This window comes from Streptomyces sp. SID5469, assembly GCF_009862865.1.
GTDB classification, from domain to species: domain Bacteria; phylum Actinomycetota; class Actinomycetes; order Streptomycetales; family Streptomycetaceae; genus Streptomyces; species Streptomyces avermitilis.
In genome coordinates, this window is record NZ_WWIN01000001.1 from 3,852,658 (window position 1) to 3,878,587 (window position 25,930).

Annotated in this window: 24 protein-coding genes; 7 read left to right on the forward strand and 17 right to left on the reverse strand. The window is 71.7% G+C overall.

Annotation, left to right across the window (positions count from 1 at the left end):
• Window positions 1–15: 15 nt before the first annotated feature.
• From moeZ to GTY58_RS16220, 12 genes are all read right to left on the reverse strand, one after another.
• Window positions 16–1,194, reverse strand: coding sequence for an adenylyltransferase/sulfurtransferase MoeZ (gene moeZ, locus GTY58_RS16170; RefSeq protein ID WP_010984512.1), 1,179 nt, complete (start codon window positions 1,192–1,194; stop codon window positions 16–18).
• A gap of 63 nt (window positions 1,195–1,257) precedes the next feature.
• Window positions 1,258–2,007 (reverse strand): spherulation-specific family 4 protein, encoded by a 750-nt coding sequence (locus GTY58_RS16175; protein ID WP_010984513.1) that lies wholly within the window; start codon window positions 2,005–2,007, stop codon window positions 1,258–1,260.
• On the reverse strand, window positions 1,995–2,954 hold the full coding sequence (locus GTY58_RS16180) for an NAD-dependent epimerase/dehydratase family protein (protein WP_010984514.1): 960 nt from the start codon (window positions 2,952–2,954) through the stop codon (window positions 1,995–1,997). The genes GTY58_RS16175 and GTY58_RS16180 overlap by 13 nt, the downstream gene beginning before the upstream one ends.
• A gap of 200 nt (window positions 2,955–3,154) precedes the next feature.
• On the reverse strand, window positions 3,155–4,393 hold the full coding sequence (locus GTY58_RS16185) for a hypothetical protein (protein ID WP_107083283.1): 1,239 nt from the start codon (window positions 4,391–4,393) through the stop codon (window positions 3,155–3,157).
• Window positions 4,390–6,318 carry a DUF3492 domain-containing protein gene (locus GTY58_RS16190; protein WP_010984516.1) on the reverse strand — a complete coding sequence of 643 codons (1,929 nt, stop codon included), beginning with the start codon at window positions 6,316–6,318 and terminating at the stop codon, window positions 4,390–4,392. Before GTY58_RS16190 ends, GTY58_RS16185 begins: the two co-directional genes overlap by 4 nt.
• A 190-nt stretch (window positions 6,319–6,508) precedes the next feature.
• Window positions 6,509–8,110, reverse strand: coding sequence for an ABC transporter ATP-binding protein (locus GTY58_RS16195; RefSeq protein ID WP_010984517.1), 1,602 nt, complete (start codon window positions 8,108–8,110; stop codon window positions 6,509–6,511).
• The gene (locus GTY58_RS16200) at window positions 8,107–9,105 is read right to left on the reverse strand and encodes an ABC transporter permease (RefSeq protein ID WP_010984518.1); all 999 of its coding nucleotides are present in this window, start codon (window positions 9,103–9,105) and stop codon (window positions 8,107–8,109) included. The genes GTY58_RS16195 and GTY58_RS16200 overlap by 4 nt, the downstream gene beginning before the upstream one ends.
• The gene (locus GTY58_RS16205; protein WP_010984519.1) at window positions 9,102–10,184 is read right to left on the reverse strand and encodes an ABC transporter permease; all 1,083 of its coding nucleotides are present in this window, start codon (window positions 10,182–10,184) and stop codon (window positions 9,102–9,104) included. The genes GTY58_RS16200 and GTY58_RS16205 overlap by 4 nt, the downstream gene beginning before the upstream one ends.
• A 4-nt stretch (window positions 10,185–10,188) precedes the next feature.
• The gene (locus tag GTY58_RS16210) at window positions 10,189–11,907 is read right to left on the reverse strand and encodes an ABC transporter substrate-binding protein (protein WP_010984520.1); all 1,719 of its coding nucleotides are present in this window, start codon (window positions 11,905–11,907) and stop codon (window positions 10,189–10,191) included.
• 146 nt (window positions 11,908–12,053) lie between these two features.
• Window positions 12,054–12,146, reverse strand: coding sequence for an Ms4533A family Cys-rich leader peptide (locus GTY58_RS41630; RefSeq protein WP_338058986.1), 93 nt, complete (start codon window positions 12,144–12,146; stop codon window positions 12,054–12,056).
• 56 nt (window positions 12,147–12,202) lie between these two features.
• Window positions 12,203–13,558: a DUF3152 domain-containing protein gene (locus GTY58_RS16215; RefSeq protein ID WP_242432319.1), complete on the reverse strand. Its 1,356-nt coding sequence runs from the start codon at window positions 13,556–13,558 to the stop codon at window positions 12,203–12,205.
• Window positions 13,559–13,761: 203 nt separating this feature from the next.
• The gene (locus GTY58_RS16220; RefSeq protein WP_010984522.1) at window positions 13,762–14,799 is read right to left on the reverse strand and encodes an alpha/beta hydrolase; all 1,038 of its coding nucleotides are present in this window, start codon (window positions 14,797–14,799) and stop codon (window positions 13,762–13,764) included.
• Between the two features lie 235 nt (window positions 14,800–15,034).
• Between GTY58_RS16220 and GTY58_RS16225 the strand changes: the two genes are divergently transcribed.
• The 4 genes from GTY58_RS16225 (at window position 15,035) to GTY58_RS16240 (ending at window position 17,049) form a co-directional block, all read left to right on the forward strand.
• Complete coding sequence (locus tag GTY58_RS16225) at window positions 15,035–15,256, forward strand: hypothetical protein (RefSeq protein WP_010984523.1); 222 nt, start codon at window positions 15,035–15,037, stop codon at window positions 15,254–15,256.
• Window positions 15,257–15,565: 309 nt separating this feature from the next.
• Complete coding sequence (locus tag GTY58_RS16230) at window positions 15,566–16,207, forward strand: TetR/AcrR family transcriptional regulator (RefSeq protein WP_010984524.1); 642 nt, start codon at window positions 15,566–15,568, stop codon at window positions 16,205–16,207.
• Window positions 16,208–16,363: 156 nt separating this feature from the next.
• A complete protein-coding gene (locus GTY58_RS16235; protein WP_037649029.1) occupies window positions 16,364–16,591 on the forward strand; it encodes a DUF3107 domain-containing protein in 228 nt (75 codons plus the stop codon).
• Between the two features lie 188 nt (window positions 16,592–16,779).
• Window positions 16,780–17,049 carry a hypothetical protein gene (locus GTY58_RS16240; RefSeq protein ID WP_037649031.1) on the forward strand — a complete coding sequence of 90 codons (270 nt, stop codon included), beginning with the start codon at window positions 16,780–16,782 and terminating at the stop codon, window positions 17,047–17,049.
• 184 nt (window positions 17,050–17,233) lie between these two features.
• Here the strand turns inward: GTY58_RS16240 and GTY58_RS16245 are convergent, their stop codons facing one another.
• Window positions 17,234–17,971 carry a ferritin-like fold-containing protein gene (locus GTY58_RS16245; RefSeq protein WP_171033189.1) on the reverse strand — a complete coding sequence of 246 codons (738 nt, stop codon included), beginning with the start codon at window positions 17,969–17,971 and terminating at the stop codon, window positions 17,234–17,236.
• A gap of 469 nt (window positions 17,972–18,440) precedes the next feature.
• On the opposite strand from GTY58_RS16245, the gene GTY58_RS16250 reads away from it, so the two are divergent.
• Together GTY58_RS16250 and GTY58_RS16255 are read left to right on the forward strand one after the other, a co-directional pair.
• Window positions 18,441–20,720: a DEAD/DEAH box helicase gene (locus tag GTY58_RS16250; protein ID WP_010984528.1), complete on the forward strand. Its 2,280-nt coding sequence runs from the start codon at window positions 18,441–18,443 to the stop codon at window positions 20,718–20,720.
• A 245-nt stretch (window positions 20,721–20,965) separates the two neighbouring features.
• Window positions 20,966–21,838: an alpha/beta hydrolase gene (locus tag GTY58_RS16255; protein ID WP_010984529.1), complete on the forward strand. Its 873-nt coding sequence runs from the start codon at window positions 20,966–20,968 to the stop codon at window positions 21,836–21,838.
• 122 nt (window positions 21,839–21,960) lie between these two features.
• Here the strand turns inward: GTY58_RS16255 and GTY58_RS16260 are convergent, their stop codons facing one another.
• Window positions 21,961–22,857: an NYN domain-containing protein gene (locus tag GTY58_RS16260; RefSeq protein WP_010984530.1), complete on the reverse strand. Its 897-nt coding sequence runs from the start codon at window positions 22,855–22,857 to the stop codon at window positions 21,961–21,963.
• Between the two features lie 258 nt (window positions 22,858–23,115).
• On the opposite strand from GTY58_RS16260, the gene GTY58_RS39645 reads away from it, so the two are divergent.
• On the forward strand, window positions 23,116–23,268 hold the full coding sequence (locus tag GTY58_RS39645) for a hypothetical protein (protein ID WP_107083280.1): 153 nt from the start codon (window positions 23,116–23,118) through the stop codon (window positions 23,266–23,268).
• 116 nt (window positions 23,269–23,384) lie between these two features.
• Here GTY58_RS39645 and GTY58_RS16265 read toward each other — a convergent pair whose 3' ends face one another.
• The 3 genes from GTY58_RS16265 to GTY58_RS16275 form a co-directional block, all read right to left on the reverse strand.
• Entirely contained in the window at window positions 23,385–23,990 is a 606-nt protein-coding gene (locus tag GTY58_RS16265) for a MarC family protein (RefSeq protein ID WP_010984532.1), read from the reverse strand.
• A gap of 159 nt (window positions 23,991–24,149) precedes the next feature.
• On the reverse strand, window positions 24,150–25,016 hold the full coding sequence (locus tag GTY58_RS16270) for a PHP domain-containing protein (protein WP_010984533.1): 867 nt from the start codon (window positions 25,014–25,016) through the stop codon (window positions 24,150–24,152).
• A 202-nt stretch (window positions 25,017–25,218) separates the two neighbouring features.
• Window positions 25,219–25,860, reverse strand: coding sequence for a DUF6758 family protein (locus tag GTY58_RS16275; RefSeq protein ID WP_010984534.1), 642 nt, complete (start codon window positions 25,858–25,860; stop codon window positions 25,219–25,221).
• Between the last annotated feature and the right edge of the window lie 70 nt (window positions 25,861–25,930).

The following is a 25,930-nucleotide window of genomic DNA, read 5'->3' on the forward strand; positions in this document are numbered from 1 at the left end:
GGAAAGGACGTGCGCCTAGTACACCGGCTTGTTCGGCTCGATCTGGTTGACCCAGCCGATCACGCCGCCGCCCACGTGGACGGCGTCCGAGAAGCCCGCCGACTTCAGGACGGCGAGGACTTCCGCACTGCGGACACCCGTCTTGCAGTGCAGGACGATCTTCTTGTCCTGCGGCAGGGCCTCGAGGGCGGTGCCCATGAGGAACTCGTTCTTCGGGATCAGCTTGGCGCCCGGGATCGAGACGATCTCGTACTCGTTGATCTCACGGACGTCGATGATCTCGATGTTCTCGCCGTCGTCGATCCACTCCTTGAGCTGCTTGGGAGTGATCGTCGAGCCGGCGGCCGCCTCCTGGGCCTCCTCGGACACGACGCCGCAGAAGGCCTCGTAGTCGATGAGCTCGGTGACGGTGGGGTTCTCGCCGCAGACCGCGCAGTCCGGGTCCTTGCGGACCTTGACCTGGCGGTACTGCATCTCCAGGGCGTCGTAGATCATCAGGCGGCCGACCAGCGGCTCACCGATGCCCGCGAGGAGCTTGATGGCCTCGTTGACCTGGATGGAACCGATGGACGCGCACAGCACGCCCAGGACGCCGCCCTCGGCGCACGAGGGGACCATGCCCGGCGGCGGGGGCTCCGGGTAGAGGCAGCGGTAGCAGGGACCGTGCTCGGACCAGAAGACCGAGGCCTGGCCGTCGAAGCGGTAGATCGAGCCCCATACGTACGGCTTGTTGAGCAGCACACACGCGTCGTTGACCAGGTAACGGGTCGCGAAGTTGTCCGTGCCGTCGACGATCAGGTCGTACTGGCTGAAGATGTCCATCACGTTCTCGGCCTCGAGCCGCTCTTCGTGAAGGATCACGTTCACATAGGGGTTGATGCCGAGGACGGAGTCCTTCGCCGACTGGGCCTTGGAGCGGCCGATGTCCGACTGGCTGTGGATGATCTGGCGCTGCAGGTTCGACTCGTCGACCTCATCGAACTCCACGATGCCGAGCGTGCCCACGCCGGCGGCGGCCAGGTACATCAGCGCCGGCGATCCGAGGCCGCCGGCGCCCACACAGAGCACCTTGGCGTTCTTCAGCCGCTTCTGCCCGTCCATGCCCACATCGGGGATGATCAGGTGGCGGGAGTACCTGCGGACCTCGTCTACGGTGAGCTCGGCAGCCGGCTCGACCAGGGGTGGCAGCGACACGGGGGCTCCGTTGGTCGGTCAATCACTACAGTTGTTCTCCCCGTAACACTGCCACGCCCTTCTTCATTCCGAGACACCCGTTCCGATCCGCGAGACGATTTCGTCCCAGTAGCCGGGCATGGTCTCCCAGGGATCGTCGCGGCCGCCACGATCGGTGCGGTCGGTGAAGTAGATCGTCGAGGCGCCCTGCCAGCGGGCGATGCGCAGTGCCTCGTCGAGATGTCCGCGCGGGACACCGTGCACGAAGTGGCAGAAGCGCTCGGGTGGGTAGTCGGCGGTCCACTCGGCCACCTGCGACCAGCGGTAGTCGCTCCAGGGGCCGGAGAAGGTGACCAGCTGGTCCGCGCTCTCGGCATAGCCGGGGAACGGGTGGGTGCCGTGGCCGAGGACGATGTGGCTGCCACCGAGGAGTCCGCGCAAGGTGGCGACCGTGCGGCGGATCTCGGGGAGCGCGGCGCGTTCGGTGGGGCAGCGGCTCAGGAAGAAGCCCCCGGTCTGGTACCAGTCGAGATACCGGTGCGCGTCGGAGATCAGCTCACCGAAGGTGCGTACGCCGTAGGTGGTGTCCAGGTGGCCGAGGACGCGGACGCCCGCGTTGCGCAGTCGGCCGACGGCCTCCAGGCAGTGCGGGTCGGGCCGGGCGCCGGGGCCGCCGCTCACATTCAGGACGACCCAGTGCAGGGGGGTGCCGGGGCGGGCCAGCTCGCCCCATTCCATGGGGGCGACGAGGGGGTGCGCATAGCCGGGGATGCCGAAGCCGAGGCCTAAGTCGGTGCTCGCGGTGCCCGTTGCGCTGCTGGTCAGATACGACATGCCGCCTCCATCCAGATGTCGGCCAGGGACTCCTCGAGGTTGATCCGGGGCCGCCAGCCGAGCCGGTCGCGTGCGGTGCGCACATCGGCCTGCTGCCAGCTGCCGCAGCCGTCCGGGTAGGGGTAGGCGGCCGGGGCCGCGTGGTCGGGTTCGGGGCGGGGGTGGCCGATGGAGGGCCGTACGGGGATGTGCGGGCCGTCGAGTTCGTGCAGGGCACCGCCGTAGCCGGCCACGCGGGCGAGGACGGCGGCCGCGTCGCGCAGCCGTACGGCACGGCCGGAACCGATGTTGATCACCCCCTGCGCGGCGGAGAGGGAGGCGGCGTGGACGGCGCGGGCGACGTCGCGGACATCGATGAAGTCGCGCTGGACGCCGAGTCCGCCGAGCTTCAGCTCACCGTCGCCGGACTGCATCGCGCGGCGCATGGCCTCGGCCAGGCGGCCGAGCGGGGAGCCGGCCGGGGTGCCGGGCCCGGCGGGCGAGAACACGCGTAGGACGACGGCGTCCAGGCCGGAGCCGAGGACGAGTTCGGTGGCGGCGAGCTTGCTGACGCCGTACGGGCCGCCGGGGCGCGGCACGGCGTCCTCAGCCGTGGAGGAGCCGGGCTGGCTGGGGCCGTATTCGGCACCGCAGCCGATCTGCACGAGGCGGGCGCCGCAGCCGCTGCGGCGCAGGGCCTCGCAGACGGTGGCGACGGCGACGGTGTTGTGCCGGGTGAGTTCGCGGGCACCCCCGCGGGTGGCTCCGGCACAGTTGACGACGACTCCGGGGTGCACGGCGTCCAGGAAGCGGGTGAGCGCGCCGGGGCTGCCGGAGGCGAGGTCGAAGCGTACGTCGGCGTCGTCGCCGCGGCCGAGCGCGGTGAGCTGCACGGCCGGGTCGGCGAGCAGCCGGTCGGCGACGAAGCGGCCGAGGTATCCGTTGGCTCCGATCAGCAGGACCCTCATCGGGCGGCTCCCGGGGCGGATTCTCCGGTTCGGGAGGTGATCATTTGGGGTTCTCCTTCAGAGGTGGTGCCGTGGGTGATGAGGTGGCCCGCGATGTCGGCCCCGCGGGAGAGAGGGGCGCCAGGAGCGGTTGCCGGCCGCTTCGAGCGCGTTTCCGGTTCATGACGTGCCTGCGGTGAGGCGTTGCCATGGGCCGGGGCTCAGGGTGGTCCGGGCGGCAGGGCGTGCGCCGAGGCCCGGGTCAGGGTGCGGGTCGTGTGGATCAGCAGGCTCAGGGCGGCGGCACCGCAGACGAGGGTCGGGACGGCGCCCGGTCCCCAGGCGCCGACGACCGTGTCGACGGGCGTGGCCAGATACGAGCAGCCGGGGAGGCGGCCCGCGAAGACCGCGGCCAGGGCGGTCGCCTCGGCCGCCGCGGCGACGCCGAGCACGACCGCCGGGGCGTGGGTGAAGCCGCGTGCGGTGAGCAGTCGGGCGAGCAGGAGCAGCGCGCCGAGGGTGCCTGCTCCCGGGTAGTCGGCGCTCTCGTCCAGCAGGGCGGCGCACAGCGCGAGCAGCGCGCCGAGCGAGCAGAGGAACAGGACGAATGTCCCGAGCAGCAGCGGCTTGGCGGAGGCCGCGAACTCCTCCAGACCACGGCTGGCGGTCAGCCGGCGGCGGGCGCGTACGGCGAAGAGGCGGGCGCACCAGGCGGCGGGGGCGCAGGCCAGGGCGAGGGCGAGCACGGGAGCGGTGGCCAGGGGCCAGGGGCCGTCGGGGCCGCCTTCCAGCCCGGCGCTCAGGAGCCCGTCGCCGAGGAGGGCGTACGCGAGCAGCCAGCACGTCCACGCGCGCGTGGCGCCCGTCGTGTGGTGGGAGGGGGCGTGCAGCGGGCCCCGGCCGAGGGCCGCGCGCAGCCCGATCGCCACGGCGAGGGCGCCGGCGGCGGCCACGGCGAGGCGTGGCCGTCCCTCGGTGAGCCGCAGTCCGACGACGGTCGCCGCGCAGAGGGTGCCCGGCAGCAGGGCGAGCACGGCCCATGCGCCGCCCTCGGCGCGCGGGCCGGCGGCGACGGGCTGCGGCGCAGGCTCGGCGTCGCGCGGCACGCGCGCGTACATCTCCTCGGCGAGGGAGAACACATCCCGGTGCCGGAAGCGGGCGGCGGTCCGGTCGGTGACTCCGTGCGCCTCGAGGCCGGCCGCGATCTCCAGGGGATCGACGGCCCGCTCGCAGAGCTCTCGGTGCCGGTGCATCAGCGCCTTGACGGGATCCGCGCCACCACGACGAGCGGACACCTTGCGCCCGGCACCCGGGCCGACACCAGCACCAGCACCCGGATCCGGATCCGCGCCCGCTCCCGCCTCCGTCCCCTCCCCCGCCGGCCACTCCTGCGACCGTGCATCCCCCGCCCCGGGGCTGCCCGGTGTGCCGGGGCGGTCCAGTTCGCCCAGGCCGCTCATCGCGCCCCCTCCCCCGCCACAACCGGCTCCTGAGGCCCGGAAGACGCGGCAGGCACGGCAGACACACCAGGCGCAGCAGGCACAGGACAAGCGGAAGCCACAGCAGGTAACGGAGTGGCCCGCACCGGAGTCGTCCCCCTCACCGGCGCCCCCGGCGCGTCCGCTCCCGCCGTCCACCGCGGCCGACCACCGGCCAGGAGGCTCACCTCGGTCCACCGCCCCGGGACGTGCGCCTCGGCCGGCACGCCGAACGGCAGCGGCTCCCCCGTGTCGTCCACGAACACCCTCCGCACCGGCGAGTGCGAGACGATCTCCAGGTAAATGCCGTGAAATGCCGCGACGTTCTGCTCGACGGTGAACAGTTCGAGCGCGCGGGCGCGGGCCGCCGCTCCCAGGCGCTCACGGCGCTCGGGGTCACGCAGCAGCGTCACGCACGCCTCGGCGAGCGCCCGCGGATTGCGCGGCGGCACCACGAGGCCCGTACCGCCGATGACCTCGACGACCGCGCCCACATCGGTGGAGACCGTGGCGCGTCCGCAGAACATGGCCTCGACCAGGCTGATCGGGAAGCCCTCGACGACGCTCGACAGGACGACGACCGCCCCGGCCGCGTAGGCCTCCGCGAGGTCGGGCACCTCCGGGCCGCCGATCTCCTCGAAGGACACCGGGTTGTCGCCGACGGCGTGCGCGCACTCCGCCTCGTCGGGGAAGAGCTGCGCGGCCAGGGTCCGGCAGTGCCCGAGATAGGCGACGCCCTCGGCGCCCGCCGCCGTGCCGACGATGCGCAGCCGGGTCTTGGGCGCCTGTCTGCGGATCTCCGCGAAGGCGTGGAGGAGGGAGATCAGGTCCTTGGCCGGTTCGATGCGGCCGACCCAGACCAGCGTGTCCGGGTCGCCGCACCCGGTGGACTCGCCGACCTCGGCGAACCGGGACGCCTCCATGCCCGGGTAGACCGTGCGCAGCTTGGCCCGGTCGGCACCGCACCGCTCCTGCCAGCGCCGGGCGTGCGTGTTGCCGGGGGTGATGCAGGCGGCCTGGCGGTAGACCTCCGCCGCCAGCCGGCCGTGGAACGCGGCGAGCAGCGCGCGTACGGGAGCGGACTCGCCGCCCGAGGCCAGGTAGTGCGCCCGCAGTTGCACGCCGTACTCCGTGACCAGCAGCGGTACGCCGGCTAAGTGCCGGGCGAGGAGTCCGGGCAGGGCGGCCGCACCGCCGGCCGCCGCGTGACACAGGTCCACCGAGCCGAGCCCGTCGTCCTCGTACCAGTCGAGGGAGAGGGGGCGCAGGGCGCGTTCCAGACGCGCGGCCACGTCGAGAAGATCGGGTACGCGCGCCGCCCGCGCCTCGCGCAGTGCCCCGCGGGCGCGGCAGGCCCGCTCCAGCGCGCGTACGGCGGTCTCGGAACGCAGCGCGCCGACCAGTCCGCCCTCGTCGCGGGCGAGTTCGGCAAGCGCGTACAGGGCGTTGCCGAAACGGTCCGCCTCAGGCCCGACGGCACCTCCACCGACATCTCCGAGGACATCTCCGACGGCAACGCCGGCGCCCCCTCCGACGTCCCATCCAGCCGCGGGCCCGGCAGCGGCTCCGACGGCCCCGCGGAACGCCCCCGGCCCCCCGGACCCACCCGGCTCCTCCACCGCGCAGACCGCCGCCGCCAGCTCCCCGTACGCCTCGGCGAACCTCCGGCGCGCCCGGCGCCCGTGGCCGACCCCGTCGTCCTCGGCCGTCCACAAGGGTGCGGTCCGCACCCGGCTGACCTGCGGCGGCAGCTGGATCCAGCCCTCGTCCTCCTGCTGCTCGCTGCGGCTGAGCGCGTAGATGTCGAACTCGTGCTGCTCAAGCCCGCGCACGAGCCGGTCGCACCACAGCCTGGCGTCACCGCTCACATACGGATACCCACCCTCCGTAAGCAGTCCGATGCGCACGAGTGCACCCCCGATCTCCCGTATGGGGAGCCGCCGTTGACCCGGCGGCTCGCAGCGGGACGAAGGTACGCGGACATGGCGGTGGTGCGACGGACGGTTGTCCATCGCACCACCAAAAGGGGTGAACGCTCGTAACTTTCCCGCGCGGGCCGCGTTCGGTCCCGCTAGGGGATCAAGGAGTTACAGATCGTCATGCGGAGGCCAGCTCTCGGCGGGCGCTGCGCCGCTCGGCCGCGACCGCCGGGTCCAGGGCGGGGACGGCGGCCAACAGCTGCTGGGTGTAGGGGTCCCGGGGCGACTCGTACACCTCGTCGGCCGGGCCGTACTCGACGATCCGCCCGCGCCGCATCACCGCGACCCGGTCGCTGACCTGGCGTACGACCGCCAGATCGTGTGCCACGAAGACCAGCGCGAGCCCCAGTTCCCGCTGCAACTCGCCGAGCAGGGCGACCACCTGGGCCTGCGTGGTGACGTCGAGCGCCGAGACCGGCTCGTCGCACACGATGGCGCGCGGGTCTGCGGCGAGCGCCCGTGCGATGCCGACGCGCTGGCGCTGTCCGCCGCTGAACTCGTGCGGATAGCGGTCGTAGTGCGCCGGATCGAGTCCCACGCGCTCCAGCAGCTCCCCCACGCGCTCCCGGATGCGCCCCTCGTCGCGTTCCCCACGGGCCCGCAGCGGGTCGGCGATCGACTCGCCCACGCTGCGCCGGGGGTTGAGGGAGGAGACGGGGTCCTGGAAGACCATCTGCACGGCCGGGTTCACCCCGGACAGCACGCGGCCGTCGTGACGGACCTCTCCGGCCGTCGGCTCGAGGAGCCCGACCAGCATCCGTCCGAGCGTCGTCTTGCCGCTGCCGCTCTCGCCCACGATGCCTAGGGTCTCGCCCCGCCGGATCTCGACGGACACGTCGTCGACCGCGGCGAACGCCCCCTTTCCGCGCCCGAACTCGCGCCGCATGCCCACCGCTTCGAGAACGACCTCCGCCGGCTGTGCCCCGGCGCCGGCGGTGGCACGCGGCACGTCCACGCGCGGCACCGCGCCCAGCAGTTCCCGCGTGTACGCGTGTTCCGGCGCCCCCAGCAGCGTGGCGGCCGCCCCGTGCTCGACCGCGCGCCCGTGCCGCATGACGAGGACGTCGTCGACGCTCTCGGCGGCGACACCGACGTCGTGCGTGACGAGCAGCAGCCCCATCCCGGTCTCCTCGCGCAGCGTGTGCAGCAGGTCGAGGATCTGGGCCTGGACGGTCACGTCCAGGGCGGTCGTCGGTTCGTCGGCGATCAGCAGGTCGGGTTCGCAGGCCAGCGCCATGGCGATCAGGGCCCGCTGGCGCATGCCGCCGCTGAACTCGTGCGGGCGGGAGCGAGCGCGGCGGGCCGCGTCCGCGATGCCGACGCGGTTCAGTACGTCGACGGCACGCGCGCGTGCGGCCCGCCGGAACGCGCGCGTGTGCACCCGGTACACCTCGGCGATCTGGTCGCCGACGGCGTAGTACGGGTCGAGGGACGACAGCGGGTCCTGGAAGACCATGGCGGCCTTCCCGCCCCGCAGCCGTCGCAGTTCGTCGTCGGAGGCCTCCTGTACGTCGGTGCCGGCGACCTTGACGGTGCCGCCGACGCGCGCTCCCGTACCGCGGTGCAGCCCCAGCAGGGCGGACGCCACGGTCGACTTGCCGGAGCCGGACTCGCCGACCAGGCCGAGCGCGGCGCCCTTCTCCAGGCGCAGCGACAGTCCGTCCACGGCGCGCACCGTCCCGAACTCCACCGTGAGATCGGTGACTTCCACAAGACTCACGACAGCACCACCCGTCGGTCGGCCACCGCGTACAGCACGTCCGCGAGGGCGTTGGCCAGGACCACGAAGAAGCCGATCACCAGGACCATCCCGACGACCACCGGCAGGTCGACGACCGCCACGGCGTGCACCAGATCCTGGCCGATGCCGGGCAGCCCGAAGAGCGTCTCGGTGAGTACGGCGCCGCCGACCTGCGCGCCGAAGTTGTTGGCGTTCAGCGCGATGACCGGCGACAACGCCCCGCGCAGCGCGTGCCGTCCGATGATCGACCGCTCCCCCACGCCGTACGCCCGGAAGGTCCGTACGTGGTCCTCGGCGAGCGTCTCCAGCATCGCGGCCCGGGTCAGGCGGGCGAACGCGGCGGCCTCGATGAGGGCGAGCGAGAGCCATGGCAGCAGCAGGTTCCACGCCCACTGCTCGGGGTCGTCGGTGAAGGCGACGTACTGCGGGAAGGGCAGCAGTTCCAGCTGTCCGCAGACGACGATCATCAGGATCAGCCCGATGACGAAGACGGGGGTGGCGACGCCCACGAGGGTGATGCCGGTCAGTACCCGTTCGGTGAGCCGGCCGCGCCGCCACGCGGAGAGCACGCCGGTGCCGACCCCGAGGATCAGCCACAGCACCATGGCGCCGAACACGAGCGACAGGCTGACCGGAAGCTTCGTCAAGATCAGCTGGGTGACCTGCTGGTCGGTCCGGTACGACAGGCCGAGGCAGGGCGCCGAGCAGTGCTGCACCGACGTGCCGGTCGAGTAGTCCTGGCCGACGACGATGCCTTCCAGGAAGTGCCAGTAACGCACGTACAGCGGATCGTCGAGCTTCAGCTGCTCGGCGACCTGATGGACCTGTTCCGGGGAGCAGCGCGGACCGCAGGTGATCTGGGCGACGTTGCCGGGGGTGGCGTAGAAGACGACGTAGACGATCACCGAGATGGCGAGCAGGGTGACGACGGCGCCGAGGCCGCGGCGCAGTACGAAGCCGGTGAAGCCGCTCATGCCTTGGCCTCCTTGTTCGCCGAGGCGCCCGCATCGGCCTGCGCCGGGGCGGCCACATCGGCCTTCGCCGGAGCGCCCGCGTCGGCAGCCGCCCTGGCCTCCCGCTTCCGGCCGGTGCCGACCCGCAGCCGCGAGGCCGCGCGCGGGTCGAGGGCCGTACGCACCCCGTCGCCGAGGACGGTCAGCGCGAGGACGGTCACGAACAGCGCGCCCGCGGGGAGCAGCAGGTACTGCGGCGCGGCCTGGTACCAGACGTCGGCGGCGGTGAGCATCTGCCCCCAGGACGGGGTCGGCGGCTTCACACCGACGCCGAGGAAGGACAGGGCCGCCTCGATGGTGATGTTCTGCGGCACCAGGAGCGCGGAGTAGGTGATGACGGGCGCGGCGAGCCCGGGCAGCAGTTCGCGGCGGGCGATCCGCCAGGTGCCCCAGCCGCTGAGCCGGGCGGCGGAGACGTAGTCCAGCTGCTTGAGCGTGAGCGTCTGGGCGCGCACGATCTTCGCGGGTGAGCCCCAGGCGATCAGCCCGATGACGAGCGCGACGAGGACGGGCCGCGGGAAGCTGCTGGGCACGATCGCCAGCAGCGCCAGCGACATGATCATCAGCGGCATGGCGACGATGACGTCGGTGGCCCGGCTCAACAGTTGATCGACCCATCCGTTGCCGAGCGCGGCCGCGATACCCACCACGACCGCGATGAGGACCTGCACCAGCGTCGCGGCGAGCGCCACGCCGAGCGACACCCGGGCCCCGTACACGAGCCGGGCGAAGAGGTCGCGTCCGGTCTGGGGCTCGAGGCCGAGCCAGTGGTCGCCGCTGATGCCCCCGAGGGAGCCGACGGGTACGCCACCGCGCGCGGAGTCGATGAGGGACGGATGGTAGGTGGTCGGGTCCTGGCCCTCCAGGGCCGTCAGCAGCGGCGCGGCGAGCGCGACCAGGACCAGGAGCGCGACGACGGCCGCCGCGACGAGGGCGGCGCGCTGCGCTCGCAGCCGCCGCCAGAACTGACGGGCCCCCGAAACCGCCGGGACGGGCGTACCCGTCCCGGCGGCCTGGGAGGCGACAAGTGCCTCGCTCACGGCGCTACTTCACCGAGACCTGCGAGATGTCCAGCACACCGGTCCAGTCGCTGATCACGATGTTCTTGACGGCGCTGCCGTACAGCCGCTTGTAGACCGGGTGGAACAGCGGCACGGTCAGCGCCTGCTCGCCGATCTTCTGGTCCAGTGCGCCCCACCGCTTGGCGGCGGCGTCAAGGTCCGTCAGCTTGTTGATCGCGTCGATCTCGGCATTGACGGACTTGTCGTCGAGGAAGCCGGTGTTGAAGTTCGCGCCGTCCTTGACGATCTGCCGGCCGTCGAAGATCGGGGCGAGGAACGGACCGCCGGACGGCCAGTCGGCGCCCCAGTGGGCGAGGAAGAAGCCGGGCTCGGTCTTGACGCTGTGGATCTTGTCCTTGTAGTCGTTCTCCTCCAGGCCCTGGAGCTTGACGGTGATCCCGGCCTTCTTCAGGGCGTCCTGGACGGCGGTCGCGATCTCCGGGCTGGTCTCGAAGTCCTTCGAGTTGGAGTGGGTGAGGGAGATCGTGAGCCCGTTCTTGTAACCGGCCTCCTTCAGCAGTTCCTTGGCCTTGGCCGGATTGCCGGACGTGCCCGCCGGGAAGTGGTCGTACGGCGTGTAGCCGAAGGACTTCTGGTTCGGCAGGTAGGTGGTCGCCGCCTCGGCCAGCGACGATCCGCCCGCCGCGTTGATGACCGACGAGCGGTCGATGGCGTACGAGATCGCCTGCCGCACCTTGGCGTTGTTGAACGGCTTCACCTTCGGGTTGAAGGCGATGTAGTCGGTGTAGCCGAAGTGCCCGGTGCCGACACGCGCGGCGAGCGCCTTGTCGCCGGTGACCTTGGCGAGTTCGGCCGGGCCGAGGTTGGTGTCCGTGGTGACGGCGGTGGCGTCCGCGCCCTGGGACGCCGACAGCCGCTGGTTGATCACGGACGAGTCGAGACCCGACCGCACATCGATCTTGGCCGGGTAGGCCTTGCGCTCCGCGTCGGTCGCCGCGGACCAGTACGTGTTGCGCTCCAGCGTCAGCCGCTCGCCGTCGTTCTCGTTCTTGACGACCTTGTACGGGCCCGACGAGATCGGGTGCTCCTCGTACTTCGTGCCGTTGTCCTTGGCCTTCGGGACGGGCGTGAACTGCGTCTGCGTGGCCAGGTAGGGGAACTCGCCCTCGGGCTTGTTGAGGTGGAAGACGATGGTGCGCTCGTCCGGGGTCTCGATCGCCGAGAGGCCCTTCTTGTCCTTGTAGGGCCCCTGGTAGTCGGCCGCGCCGACCAGCCAGTCCCGCAAGTAGGGGGCGCCGCCGGAGAGTTCGGGGGCGAAGGAGCGCTCGATGCCGTACTTGATGTCGGCGGAGGTGATCGCGGCGCCGTCCTCGTACTTGAGGCCCTCCTTCAGGGTGTACGTCCACACGGTCGCGTTCTTGCTCGGACGCCCGGTGTCGGTGGCGAGGTCGGGGACGACCTCGGCGCCGGCGGCACCGTCCTCACGGTTGCGCGTGGTGAGCGTACGGAAGACGAGAGAGGGGACGTTGCCGCCGCCCGAGGTGTAGAGCCGCCCCGGGTCGAAGTCCTCCTGCGGGTTGGAGTTCAGGACGGTGAGCGTCCCGCCCTTCCGCGGCGTGGAGTCGCCACCGGCGCCCTTGGCATCGTTGTCCTCCGGCCCGCAGGCGGCGGCGCCCGCTGCCACGACCAGGCTGACGGATGCCGCGGCCACGCGGCGCGCTATGACGGACGGATGACGCATCGGAAGACGACCTCTCGAATGATGAGACGGATTGACGAGGAGTGAGACGAAAATGAACAGACGTCTGCCCGGGCGTCAGGTCGTCGAAAACCGCGACGAAGTCACGGAGAGAGGGAGAATCGCGACGCGTACGCCAGAGGCGGACGTCAGCGACAGTGAATGTCGGCCACGCAGAGAGCGGTCACGCCGATCAGCGCCAGCTCAATGGCTGCGCGAACGGAGGCGGGACGAGGCGACATGCGGAGAAATATGAACGAACTTTCGCCCCATGTCAATGTGATCTCTGAGCCGCCTGTCAACTCCCGGGGTACGGCCAGGCGTTGGCCCGGCAGTGGATTCCGTCGTGGTCGAGGAACTTGGTCTGCTGCTGCATGACCGGGGCGAGTTCGCCGTCCTTGCCACACGTGACGTGGCCGTAGCCGAGGCGGTGGCCGATCTCGTGATTGATCAGCATCTGCCGGTACGCGTGAATTTGATCACCGAATCCGTAGGTCTTCGACCCCTGCGCCCAGCGATAGGCGTTGATCATCACGCGCTCGGTGGCGGCCGAGTCGCACGACACGTTGTCCTCGGTCGTGTCGAGACCGGATTTGGCGCACCAGTCGGCGGTGGTACCGGGGCTGGCCAGCGTGATCACGAAGTCGGGCTTGCCGGAGGAGATCCGCTCGAAGGTGCGGGCGCCGTTGTGGGCCCAGCTGCGGTCGTCGTTGAGGGTCTTCTGGACGGCCTGCGCGAAGAGTTCGCCGTCGAGCCCGAGCCTCTTCTCCACATCCACGCGGTACGTGTACTTCCGCCCCCCGCCCGGCGCCTTGTCGAACCCGCCGATCGCGTCGAACTTCCCCGCCGCCTTCAGCGTGGCGCCGAGCGGATACACCTTGGCCATCTTCTGGCCGTACGTCAGCGCGGCCACGCTGGGCGATCCGGAGGGGGTGGGCCGGTCGTCACCGCGGGAGGCGGAGTCGCGGGCGTCGCGGGCACTGTCGGTGGCGGACTGCGACTGTACGGCGGCCTTGTCGTCGTGTCCGTCGGCGACCTGACCGGCCACGACGACAGCGAGCACGGTGGTGACGGCGGCGGCCGCGATTCCGGTGAACGTGCGGCCCTTGCCACCCTTCTCCTTGCCCGGCTCCTCGTCGGCCGCGGCCTCGGTGTCGGCCCCGGTCCGGCCGTCGCGGTCGGTGGCGGGGGCATGGGCGTGGGCATGAGGAGCGTGCGGGGAAGGGGGACCGTAGGGGTCCATGCGGTTGCCTGCGCCGCCCCGAGGCGCGAAGACATCGTCCTCGTCCGCGCCGAAAGCGTCGACGTAGTCCTGCCGGGGGCCAAGGCCGCGGTGCCGCCGCTGTCCGGGAAGCCGCGGTCCGGGCGGCGCGGCCTTCGGAGCACCGGCGGGTACGCCTCCGGACTCGCCCCAGCCACCGCCGGGTTCACGCTGCTGGGGGTGACCGCCGCGGACTTGGGGGGTGCCGTGGGCAGGGGTGCCGTCGAACGGACGGGGCGTGCCGTGCGCCGGGGTCCCGTCGAGGAAACGCGGGACACCGCGAGCGGGGGTCCCGTCCGGCAGGCGAGGCCCGGCGGGCACACCACGCGCGGGAGTCCCTTCCGCGAACCGCGGAACACCGTTGGCGGGAGTACCGTCCGCGAACCGCGGCACCGGCCGCTGTGCGGCCCCGCCCGCCGGCTGTCGCTGGACCGACGCCTGCGCACCCGCGGCAACCGACGCCTGTGCGCCGTCCGCACCCGGCGCCTGCACCGGGGTCTGCGCGCGGCCGCGAGCCGGCTCCGGGATCACCGGTACGGAACCGGTGCCGCCCTTGTCGCCCCGCCCCTTGCGGCTGTGCCGTCCCACGCCGCGCCTCAGCTCCCCGCGCCGGCAGTACCGGCCTCGTCCGCCATGGCCGACCCGGCCGCCTCGTCGGAGACCTTCGCCGGCTCGCCCAACTCACCTGTGTCCGCGAGCAGTTCGCGCACCGCCTCCGCCACCAGATCTGGATACTCCATCATCGCCACATGCCCCGCCTCCGGCAGCGAAAGGAGCCGGGAGTCGCGGAAGGTGCGCGCCGCCCGCCGGGCCATGCGATATCCCACGAGCTGGTCGCGTCCACCGTAGACGAGAAGCGTCGGCGCGAGCACTCGCTCGGCCTGGCGCCACAGCCCGTGCTGCCCGCCCAGTGTGTACGCGTTCACGATTCCGCGCGCCGAGCGCGCCATCGCGTCCCAGAAATAGGGGAGCGCGAACCGTCGCTCCATCTCCTCGACCGCGGCCCGGAAACCCTCCGGCGTGACCCGCCCCGGATCCCCGTAACAGAGCGCCATCACCCCACGTACGCGCTGCTCGGCCGTCCAGTCCTTGGTGAGACGGGTGAACAGGGGCGCGACCCCGGGCAGCGCGAGCAGCGCCGTCGGCACCGCGGTGCGCTGCACCCGGATCTCCGGCAGCGCGGGCGAGACCAGCGTGAGCGTACGGACGAGATCGGGGCGTACGGCCGCGACCCGGGTCGTGACCGCCCCGCCCATCGAGTTGCCGATCAGGTGCACGGGGCCGCGTCCGGCGGCGTCGAGATAGCGGATGACCGCGCGCGCGTGCCCGGTCACGGAGTAGTCGCCGTCGTCCGGCGGCGGGGAGTCCCCGAAGCCGGGCAGGTCGAGCGCCTCGCTGTCCACGAGCCCCTCGAGTCGCTGCATCAACGCCGACCAGTTCTGCGAGGAGCCTCCGAGACCGTGCACGCACAGGGCGGGCGGCAGTCCCTCGCGCACCGGCGGTCTCGACCGCACGGTCAGCGTGGCCCCCGGCAGCCCGACCGACCGCAGCCGCTCGCCCTCCGCCACCCGGACGGGCGCCACCCTCGGAAGCACAGTGCTGGCCGGCACGGGCGGCAGCTCGGTCGAAGACATGCGGCAATGTTACGAGACGATCACGCAGTGGCCCGTGTGTTCGCCATCACAGATCGTGGGCACCCGAGAGGCCGGTGGTGCGAGGTGCCGACCGACCGGCACGGCAATCCACCCAACCATCACATAGCGCCCCGATGGGCTGTCTCCTAGGCTCGGGGGCAGGGCACCGGCACCTGGCCCCTGCCTCCTCGCCTCCTTGAGGAGACGTCCCGGAATTCCAGGAAGGGAGCCCACCATGGCCATAGACCCCACCGATCCCGAGACGTTCGAGAACGAGGTCGACGGCGAGGCCGAGCTCGATGTCGAGGCGCCGGAGGGAGACGCCGCAGAGCAGCTCGCGGACATCGCCCCGGAGGAGGACGACCCGCTGACCGACGTGAACCCGGACCGCGCCAACGAGGCCGACCTGGTGGAACAGGCCCGCGTGGTCTCCCTCGACGAGGACGACTACCGGTGACGCACGACCACGGCAACCACGGCAACCACGGGAGGCGCACAGAACTGCCTGACGCATGCAGCTGCTCAAGACGTGCGACCAGATGTACGAACCGGAGAGGCAGGACCACCGGTGACGCCCGAGGACACCTGCCGTTGACCGGCCGCAAGGCACTCATCGGCCCGATCTGGCACATTTTGATGGGCTCCGCGGGGCTTTCATCCCCGTCCGGTCCGTGAAATTCTGCGCTCGCACCGCGCACACCAGGGTTACCGAAAAGTACGATGGCGGCGCGGCGCACACCGCATGTGGACGATATTGGGAGGCGGCGTGACAGCCATCGAGCAGACAGAGGCAGCGCGCCCGCGGGGCACACGCCTGCCGCGCCGTGCCCGACGCAACCAGCTCCTCGGCGCAGCCCAGGAGGTCTTCGTCGCCCAGGGCTACCACTCCGCGGCGATGGACGACATCGCCGAGCGCGCGGGCGTCAGCAAGCCGGTGCTCTACCAGCACTTCCCGGGCAAGCTCGACCTCTACCTCGCCCTGCTGGACCAGCACTGCGAGGCCCTGCTCCAGGCGGTCCGCGCCGCGCTCGCGTCGACCAACGACAACAAGCAGCGCGTACGGGCCACGATGGACGCGTACTTCGCGTACGTGGAGGACGACGGCGGCGCCTTCCGGCTGGTCTTCGAGTCCGACCTGACGAACGAGCCCGCGGTGCGTGAGCGCGTGGACAGGGTCACCGTCCAGTGCGCGGAGGCGATCTGCGAGGTCATCGCGGAGGACACCGGCCTGTCGCGGGCCGAGTCGATGCTGCTGGCCTCCGGTCTCGGCGGCCTGGCCCAGGTGGTGGCGCGCTCGTGGCTGCACAGCGACCGCAGCGTGCCGCGCGACCAGGCGGTGCAGCTGCTGACCTCACTGGCCTGGCGCGGCATCGCGGGCTTCCCGCTGCACGGCACGGACGCCCACTGACAGCCCCGCGACCACCGCTGGCAGCACTTTTGTTCCCGCCCGTTGTTCGCTCCTGGCGTTCTTGAGCGGAGCGTGGACGTCCCCTCACCGGGCTAATGTGTGCTGAGTACGGCGCGGAGGGCCGCGCACATCACTGACCGTCGGAGGGACAAAGTCGTGGAGGTCAAGATCGGCGTGCAGCACGCGCCCCGCGAGATCGTTCTGGAGAGCGGTCAGACCGCCGAGGAGGTCGAGCGCGCGGTGTCAGAGGCGCTGGCCGGCAAGTCGGCACTGCTGAGCCTCGTGGACGACCACGGCCGCAAGGTCCTGGTTCCGGCCGACCGTCTCGCGTACGTGGAGCTCGGCGAGCCCACCACGCGCAAGGTGGGCTTCAGCGCGCTGTAAGCACAGACAGCATGGAAGGGGCCCGGCGACACCAGTCGCCGGGCCCCTTCTTCGCGCCCTGACCAAGGCCTGAACTGCACAGATGGACCACATCTCCCGCACAGATGATGATTGCTTTCCGCACGTCAGGGGTAGACCGGCTACGACCGATTTGCACCTGTGTCTGTCGTGCGGGAGGGACCCCCACCATGTTCTTGGAAGCGCTCGGCTCCGCGATTATCGGTCTCGCCCTGGCCTGGGCGGCCGTGTACCGGATGCCGCATCGCCTGCCCGCCCGCAGCATGGTCCTGTCGACGGGAGTCGCCGGAGCGCTCTTCGGCGCGTTTCTCACGCACAGCGCGCTCGGCCCCGGCCATGTCCTCGTGAGCCTGATCGGCGCGGCGGTCGTGTCCGCCGCCTCGCTGTCGCTGCTGCTCCGCCCGGCGGAGCGTTTTCGCCGCCGCTCAGCGACGGCCTAGCGCCGCGCGCCCGAGGCGCTGGGCACCGCGGCGGCACCGGTTGCGCCGCCGCAGGCACCGTACGAATTCCGTCTAGGGCCTGTTCAAAGCGGGGCCTGTTACGAAAGCGGGGCCTGTCGCGAAAGCGGCAGGCGCCACCTTTCGCAACAGGCCCTCGCCCTGCGGTCTGTCCGCCGGGCAGGCGTCAGGCCGCCAGCCCCAGCGCCGCCATCCGCTTGGTGTGGGCCTCGGTGATCCGCGAGAACATCCGGCCGACCTCGGCGAGGTCGAAGCCGTCCGCGACACCGCCCACGAGCATCGTCGACAGGGCGTCACGGTCGGCGACCACACGCTGCGACTGCGACAGCGCCTCGCCCATCAGCCGGCGCGCCCACAGCGCGAGCCGGCCACCCACACGCGGGTCCGCGTCGATCGCGGCGCGCACCTTCTCGATGGCGAAGCCGGCGTGCCCGGTGTCGTCGAGGACGGCGAGCACGAGCGAGCGCGTGTCCGAGTCGAGGCGGGCCGCCACCTCACGGTAGAAGTCGCTGGCGATGGAGTCACCGACGTAGGCCTTGACGAGGCCCTCCAGCCAGTCCGACGGGGCGGTCTGCCGGTGGAAGCCGTCGAGTGCGGCGACGAACGGGTCCATGGCGGCGGTCGGCTCCGCGCCGATCTCGGTGAGCCGGTCCCTGATCTGCTCGAAGTGATGGAACTCGGCCGACGCCATCTTCGCCAGCTCCGCCTTGTCGGCGAGCGTCGGCGCCAGCTTCGCGTCCTCCGCGAGCCGTTCGAACGCCGCCAGCTCCCCGTAGGCGAGCGCTCCGAGCAGGTCCACGACCGCGGCGCGGTACTGGGGGTCGACGGAGGCCTTGGCCCAGTCCTGGGCGGCGACTCCGGTCGGTTCGGCGGGGGTGTCAGCGGCGTTGTCGGGCGTCGTCATGAAGCGCACAATAGCCCGCTCACCGCAAGGCGGAAGTCCCTGGTCAATGAGTGTGACGACGACTACGTGACCAAATCGGCCATCGCATGTGCGTGATTCCGGGGTATGGTGGTAATGCGCCCGCCGAGTATTCGACGGGCCACATGAATGAGGATGCCCGGTCGGTGGCCCGATCGGCTCCGACCCGACAGCCCTCCTCATCCGTACAGCACTGTGCGTATGGCACCGGAGGGACCCTCAGCGGTACGAGCGCTCGAGCGTCGGCAGTGGTCCCATGCCACTCGGCCCGCCCGTCAAGAGCGGCCGACGTCCCCGGCACGGTCCCGACACGACCCCCGCGCTCGCCTCGCACCGCGTACACAGAAGAGGCAGCACCCTGACTACGACTTTTCGAGAGCTCGGAATCCTTTCCGAGACGGCCGAGGCCCTGGAAGCCGTCGGCATCATCAACCCCTTCCCCATCCAGGAGATGACGCTCCCCGTGGCCCTTTCGGGCTCGGACGTCATCGGCCAGGCCAAGACCGGCACCGGCAAGACGCTGGGCTTCGGCCTTCCGCTCCTCGAGCGCGTCACCGTCCCCGCCGACGTCGAGGCCGGCCGCGCCCGGCCCGAGCAGCTCACCGACGCACCGCAGGCGCTCGTCGTCGTGCCCACGCGCGAGCTGTGCACCCAGGTCACCAACGACCTGCTGACCGCGGGCAAGGTCCGCAATGTGCGCGTGCTCGCCATCTACGGCGGCCGGGCGTACGAGCCGCAGGTCGAGGCCCTGAAGAAGGGCGTCGACGTGATCGTCGGCACCCCGGGCCGCCTGCTGGACCTCGCGGGCCAGAAGAAGCTCGACCTCAAGCACATCAAGGCGCTCGTCCTCGACGAGGCCGACGAGATGCTCGACCTGGGCTTCCTGCCCGACGTCGAGAAGATCATCAACATGCTGCCGGCCCGCCGCCAGACCATGCTGTTCTCGGCGACCATGCCGGGCGCGGTCATCGGCCTCGCGCGCCGCTACATGTCGCAGCCCACGCACATCCGCGCCACGGCGCCGGACGACGAGGGCGCGACGGTCCGCAACACCGCGCAGTTCATCTACCGCGCGCACAACATGGACAAGCCGGAGATGGTCTCGCGCATACTGCAGGCCGACGGCCGCGGTCTCGCGATGGTCTTCTGCCGCACCAAGCGGACGGCGGCGGACCTCGCCGACCAGCTCCAGCAGCGCGGTTTCGCCTCCGGCGCGGTCCACGGCGACCTCGGCCAGGGCGCCCGCGAGCAGGCGCTGCGCGCCTTCCGCAACGGCAAGGTCGACGTCCTCGTCTGCACCGACGTCGCCGCCCGCGGCATCGACGTCGAAGGCGTCACCCACGTCATCAACTACCAGTCCCCCGAGGACGAGAAGACGTACCTGCACCGCATCGGCCGTACGGGCCGCGCGGGCGCCAAGGGCATCGCGATCACCCTCGTCGACTGGGACGACATCCCGCGCTGGCAGCTCATCAACAAGGCGCTGGACCTGGGCTTCAACGACCCGCCGGAGACGTACTCCACGTCCCCGCACCTCTTCGAGGAACTGAACATTCCCGCGGGCACCAAGGGTGTCCTGCCGCGTTCCGAGCGCACGCGCGCTGGTCTGGCGGCGGAGAAGGTCGAGGACCTGGGCGAGACCGGCGGCCGCGGTGCACGCGGTCGCGGCGGCCGGCCCTCGTCCGCCGACCGGGATCGCGACCGCGACCGCGACCGCGACCGTGAGCGCACCCCGCGCCGCCGCCGTCGTACGCGCAACGGCGAGACCGTCGACGCGGCAGCGGTGACCCCGGTCACCCCGGCCGAGGCGCCCGCGGACTCCGCCGATTCCCCCGCGTCCACGGAGCCGCGCACGCCGCGCCGCCGTCGCCGCACGCGTGGCGGAGCGACGGGCGAGCCGGTCGCCTCGGTGAACGGGACCGCCGTGACCGAGGCCGTCGTGACCGAGGCCGCGCGGACGGCCGTGGACACGGCGGAGGGCACGGAGGCCGCGGAGTCCGCGAAGCCGCGCCGCCGTCGCACCCGTAAGACGGCGGAGACCCCCGTCGCAGCGCCCGAGGTCACGCTTGAGGCGCCGGCCACGGACGCCGCCGAGGCTCCGGCCGCGCCGCGTCGCCGTACCCGCAAGGCCGCCGAGACCGTCGTCGACACCGCCGAGGCCGTCGCGACGACGGAGGAGCCCGAGGCCAAGCCGCGACGCCGTACCCGCAAGGCCGCCGAGGCCGCCGTCGACACCGCCGAGGCCGTGGCGACGACGGAGGAGCCCGAGGCCAAGCCGCGCCGACGCACCCGCAAGGCCGCGGAAGCCGCCGTCGACACCGCCGAGGGTGCTGCCGCGGCCGCCCCCGAGGCCGTGGAAGCACCGGCCGCGCCGCGACGCCGTACCCGCAAGACGGCCGAGGCCGCCGTCGACACCGCCGAGGCCGTGGCGACGACGGAGGAGCCCGAGGCCAAGCCGCGCCGACGCACCCGCAAGGCCGCGGAGACCGCCGTCGACACCGCCGAGGGCGTTGCCGCGGAGCCCACCGAGGCCAAGCCGCGCCGCACCCGCAAGACCGCGGTGGCGGCCGACGCGGAGCCCACCGAGGCCAAGCCCCGCCGCACCCGCAAGACGGCCGTGGCAGCCGAGGCCGCGATCCCCGCACAGACGGCCGAGGAAGCGGCGGAGCCCGCGAAGCCGCGCCGCCGTACCCGCAAGGCCACAGCGGCCGCGGAGCCTGCGGAGAGCTGATCCCCGTCCGATGGCCCGGTCCCACTTGGTGTGGGGCCGGGCCATCGGCGTTTCCCGTTCACCATGGGCAGGGTCCGGGCAGGGTCCACGGCCGCCGGTGTGGGCCCGACCCGCACTCACCGGTGCTGACGCGGCCCCGCCCGCACCGGTGTCGGCGGCAGCCCCGCGCCCGTCGGCGCCCGGACAACGGCCCGCAGGCTGGAACCGGCAGCGCGCTCAGCGCACCGGCCCGCTAGCCTCGCACCATGAGCCGTCCTCCCACCTTCGCCCCGCCCCCGGGCGTCCGCGCGTACCATCTCGCCACCGCTCGCGGTGACTTCGCCGTGCTCGACGCGCCGGCGGTCGGCCCTCTCCGGGGAACCGCTCTGCTGCTGCCCGGATTCACCGGCAGCAAGGAGGACTTCATCGCCCTGCACGGCCCCCTCGCCGACGCCGGGTACCGGACCGTCGCCGTGGACGGCCGCGGCCAGTTCGAGTCCCCCGGCCCCCGCGACGACGAAGCCCCGTACGCGCAGGCCGAGTTGGCGCAGGACGTACTCGCGCAGACGCACGCGATCGGCGCCCCCGTACACCTCCTCGGTCACTCGCTCGGCGGCCAGATCGCGCGTGCGGCGGTGCTGCTCGACCCGGCGCCGTTCGTCTCGCTCACGCTCATGGCCTCGGGCCCCGCGCAGATCTCCAGCTCCCAGCAGCAGCGCGTGAAACTGCTGCGCGACGCCCTCGCCGTGATGGACCTGGCCCAGGTGTGGGACGCCATGCAGGCGATGGACGCGCCGGAGGAGACCGACACCGGCGAGCTGGACGAGGGGCTCGACGACCGCGAGGACCTGCGCCGCCGCTGGCTCGGCAACAGCCCCGCCCAGCTCATCGCGACCGGCCGTCAGCTCTGCGTCGAGCCGGACCGCGTCGCCGAACTGGCCGCCGTCGGCCTGCCCGTCCACGTACTGTCCGGCGAGCTCGACGACACCTGGCCGATCACTCTCCTGGACGACATGGCCACCCGGCTGGGGGCCCAGCGCACCGTCGTACGGGACGCCGAGCACTCCCCCAACACGGACCAGCCGCTCACCACGGCCCGCGCCCTCGCCGCCTTCTGGGACCGCAGCCGAACGACGTAGGAGCGACCGGGGGACGCGGGAGCGACCGGGGGACGCGGGAGCGACCGGGGAGCGGCAGGAGCGACCAGGAAGCGCGGGCACGACCGGGGAGCGGCAGGAGCGGCCGGCGGCGCAGGAGCGGCCTAGTACTGCGCCTGAAGGTGCTCCCAGAACCCGTCCCGCAGCGCCCGCCGCAGATCCGCCTGCCCACGGAGCGAGTACTGCAACAGGCCCTCCGCCTCCACCAGCAGGTCCTGGTCCACCGAACCGGGCAGATACGGGTGCCCGGGCAGCAGCTCCACCAGCGCCTCCCGCCCGCGTGCCGCCAGCCACTTCGCGGCAATCTGCGCGCCCACGAAACGCACGTCCTCCCGGGTGGGCCTGATCGCCGCGGACGCGTCGTACGTGGCGGCGGTCCGCCGGGACACATACGGCTTGAAGAAGTCGAGGTCGAAGGTGCGCTGGCTGTCGACCTCCCAGAGGAGGGGCTCCGCCTGGTTGCGGCCCTCCGGGGCCTCGATGCCCCACAGGTGCACACGGGCCCCGTACCCCTGCGCCGCCTCGACCGCCGACACCAGGTCCTCGTCGCCGCCGAGGAGCGCCGCGTCGCTGATGGCACGGTGCCGGGCGAGCGACTCCAGATCCGTACGGATCAGTGAATCGACGCCCTTCTGCTGGTTGTTGGCGTTGAGGTTGCCGAGGCGCACCTTCACGTCCGGCAGTTCCGCGATCGACTGCTGCTCCGCCGTGTGGATGCGGCGCCGCGCGCCGTCGTACCAGTAGACCCGCAGCAGCCGGCTGTCCGCGAAGATCGTGCGCGCCTTGTCGATGAGGGCCTCGATCAGCCCCTCGGCGTCGAGCTCGAACGCCCGGCGGTCCTCGGTCCCGGCGACGAGCCGCCCCGCGGCCGCGTACAGATAGCCGGCGTCAACGAAGATCGCATGAGTCGAGGGCGTCTTCGCCACCTCGGCGAGCATGCGCTGGAGCAGCTCGTTCGTACGGTCGATGCGGGCGCCGAGCGCCGCGTGGTCGTCGTTCATATGCGTCCATTGTCCCGGCGGTCACGCTGCGAACACAACCGGTCCCAATCAGTGCCCTATGAACCAAACCGACCGCACACCGGCCGCACACCAACTGCTTACCCGTCAGTAATTAGGTTCTCGAAAAATTTCCTTAGCGTAGGGAATGTTTGTAACACGCATCCCGTTGTATCCGTATGGAACGCGGGGCACTGCCGCCTCGTGCACCACTCACCAGTAGTTCTCCGCAGGAGGATGACCAGACGAAGGGAGAAGCCCTTGCGCTTCGAAATCATGCGACTCGACGATGTCGACGGTACGCCCGTGGACAGCACTGTCGTAGACGCCGCCTCCGTCAATCGGATCGTTCAGCAGGCCGCCGCCATCGGGCAGCGACTGTGGATCCGCCCGACCGAATCGTCCGCTTCGTAACGCGGACGTCTCACGGGCGCCCGTCGCGAAACGGACGTCTCACAGACTTCAGAGCCCCGTACGACATCACCCGATGTCGTACGGGGCTCTGCGTGCCCCGGGGCCGGTGCGGCCCGTCAGCTCCCCCGAATCACCTGGGTGACCCCGTTGATGATCTGCTGCACGGCGATCGCGGAGAGCATCATGCCCGCGAGCCGCGTCACCAGCACGACGCCGCCGTCCTTGATGACACGGATGATCAGCAGCGAGTACCGCATCACCACCCACAGCACGACATGGATCGCGAGGATCGCGGCCCACACGGACACCTGGGTCGCCACACTGCCGGCCTTCTGGACGGCCAGGATCACGGAGACGATCGCGCCGGGGCCGGCGAGCAGCGGCATGCCCAGCGGTACGAGGGCGACGTTGACGTCCTTGGTCTGCTTGGGCTCGTCCGTCTTGCCGGTCAGCAGGTCGAGGGCGATGAGCAGGAGCAGCAGTCCGCCGGCGATCATCAGCGCGGGCACGGAGACATGCAGGTAGTCGAGGATCTGGTGCCCGAGCAACCCGAAGACGGTGATGACTCCACCGGCCACGCAGACGGCCTGGAACGCCATCCGCTTCTGCACCTTGGCGGGCCGGCCGGCGGTGAGCGCGAGGAAGATCGGGGTGATCCCGGGGGGATCCATGATCACGAAGAGGGTGAGGAAGAGTGAGCCGAAGACGGCGACGTCGAACACGGTTGATGGCCTTGCGGAGGTGATGAGAGCGGGGTTGCCGCCATGGGCAGGCGGTTCCGCGGAACGGAACCGGACGAACAGGTGGGCGCCACGGCATGGCACGCCGTGCGACCCGGCAGGCCGGCCCGGCAGAATCCGGGCCGATCCGGAGGACTCGCCTCAGGCGAAGTGGCTTCCGCCGGTACCCGGCACCGGGAACGCGCCCGTCGCCCGCCGGGTGATCTCCCCGTACACCTCGGGATCCGTGGTGAACTCGCCGAGCACACAGGTCTTGCGGCTGCCGTGGTAGTCGGAGGAGCCGGTGGCGAGGATCCCCAGGTCGGCCGCCAGCCCGCGCAGTCGTGCGCGCGTCGCCGGCTCGTGGTCCATGTGGTCGACCTCGATGCCGTCGAGCCCCGCCGCGGCCAGTTCCCCGATCGCGCTCTCGGGAACGGTCCGCCCGCGCTTCGACGCGGCCGGGTGCGCGAAGACGGTGACCCCGCCCGCGGCCTTGACCAGCCGAATCGCGTCGAACGGGTCCAGCTCGTGCTTCTCGACGTACGCCCGGCCCCCGTCGGCGAGCCACTCGGGCGTGAACGCGTCCGAGACGCTCTCCACGACACCCAGTTCCACCAGCGCGGAGGCGATGTGCGGGCGCCCGACGGAGCCGTCGCCCGCGATGCGCGCCACCTGCTCCCAGGTGACCGGCACGCCCAGCTCCTGAAGCTTGGTGATCATGCCCTGGGCCCGGGGCACCCGGTCGTCCCGCACCAGCTCACGCTCGGCGAGCAGTCCGGGCTCCTCGGGGTCGAAGAGGTAGGCCAGCATGTGCATGCCGATGCCGTCGAGGCGGCAGGAGAGTTCGGCGCCCGTGACGAGGGTCAGCCCCTCGGGAAGCGCCGCGATCGCCTGCGCGTGTCCGCGGGTGCTGTCGTGGTCGGTCAGCGCGACGACGTCCAGACCTGCGGCGCCCGCGTTCCGCACCAGCTCGGCCGGGGTGTCCGTACCGTCGGAGGCGGTGGAGTGGGTGTGCAGATCGATGCGCACGACGCGGACTCCAAGCGGTGACGGGACGGAAGCGGACGCTCAAGGATAACGGGAATTCCAGCTCCCTCGTCACACCCACAGCCCCGATGCGCCCCCTACACACCACCGCCCCCGCAGGGCCTGCGGGGCCCTGCGGGATCCACGGGACCCACAGGTTCCACGGGGTCTACGGAACCCGGGGAACCCACAGGACCCACCGCACCTACGGCTCAAGGAGCCGCGGCGACAGTGCCCCGCACGGCAGCAGATCCATCTCCGCACCCGCGTCCCGCAGATCCGTCAGCACCAGTTCGTCGTACATCAGCAGCCCCGACTGCTCGGGCCACACGACCGCCCACAGCCACAGCCCGAGCGCCTCGCCCGCGAAGACGGCACGGTCGTCGGGGGTGCCGGAGACATGCCACAGCGGGGTCGGCCGACCGGCGGCCAGCACCTTCGCCTGGGGCGGCTTCTCGACATCGATGTACGGGCCCGGATCGGGTCCGTCGATGCCCGCGTACCGCGCGCCGAGGCCGACGCCGAGTTCCTCGGCGACGAGGACCAGCTCCCCTATGCCGCCGAGCGGACCGGGCCCCGAGCAGGCCACGGCCGTCGCACGCCCGCCGCTGCGGTCGTCACCCGCGCAGCCCGCACCCGTGAACAGCCAGCCGACGGGCAGCGGCCAGGGCATCCACACGGGTACCTGGGCACGGTGCACCACGACACCGAGGGCCTCGACGCTGGGCGGGATCACGGGCTGCAACGGATACACGGCGCCATGCACATCACACTGCCAGGAGTCGGCAAAGAGGCCGGGAGCCCTGACCCGGCCACCACACTTCGGGCAACTGGGTTCGCCCCTCATAGAGCCCCACGGTCCTCCCCGTCACCCGCCGCGTCAAGGACGATCACCCGTCCGGCGTGCGTTCCGCGCG

Coding starts and splice junctions, on each gene's coding strand:
- GTY58_RS16175 (WP_010984513.1), bottom strand. CDS start 2,007: ATGTCGTATCTGACCAGCAGCGCAACGGGCACCGCGAGCACCGACTTA.
- GTY58_RS16180 (WP_010984514.1), bottom strand. CDS start 2,954: ATGAGGGTCCTGCTGATCGGAGCCAACGGATACCTCGGCCGCTTCGTC.
- GTY58_RS16185 (WP_107083283.1), bottom strand. CDS start 4,393: ATGAGCGGCCTGGGCGAACTGGACCGCCCCGGCACACCGGGCAGCCCC.
- GTY58_RS16200 (WP_010984518.1), bottom strand. CDS start 9,105: ATGAGCGGCTTCACCGGCTTCGTACTGCGCCGCGGCCTCGGCGCCGTC.
- GTY58_RS16210 (WP_010984520.1), bottom strand. CDS start 11,907: ATGCGTCATCCGTCCGTCATAGCGCGCCGCGTGGCCGCGGCATCCGTC.
- GTY58_RS41630 (WP_338058986.1), bottom strand. CDS start 12,146: ATGTCGCCTCGTCCCGCCTCCGTTCGCGCAGCCATTGAGCTGGCGCTG.
- GTY58_RS16220 (WP_010984522.1), bottom strand. CDS start 14,799: ATGTCTTCGACCGAGCTGCCGCCCGTGCCGGCCAGCACTGTGCTTCCG.
- GTY58_RS16225 (WP_010984523.1), top strand. CDS start 15,035: ATGGCCATAGACCCCACCGATCCCGAGACGTTCGAGAACGAGGTCGAC.
- GTY58_RS16240 (WP_037649031.1), top strand. CDS start 16,780: ATGTTCTTGGAAGCGCTCGGCTCCGCGATTATCGGTCTCGCCCTGGCC.
- GTY58_RS16245 (WP_171033189.1), bottom strand. CDS start 17,971: ATGACGACGCCCGACAACGCCGCTGACACCCCCGCCGAACCGACCGGA.
- GTY58_RS16250 (WP_010984528.1), top strand. CDS start 18,441: ATGACGCTCCCCGTGGCCCTTTCGGGCTCGGACGTCATCGGCCAGGCC.
- GTY58_RS16255 (WP_010984529.1), top strand. CDS start 20,966: ATGAGCCGTCCTCCCACCTTCGCCCCGCCCCCGGGCGTCCGCGCGTAC.
- GTY58_RS16260 (WP_010984530.1), bottom strand. CDS start 22,857: ATGAACGACGACCACGCGGCGCTCGGCGCCCGCATCGACCGTACGAAC.
- GTY58_RS16275 (WP_010984534.1), bottom strand. CDS start 25,860: ATGAGGGGCGAACCCAGTTGCCCGAAGTGTGGTGGCCGGGTCAGGGCT.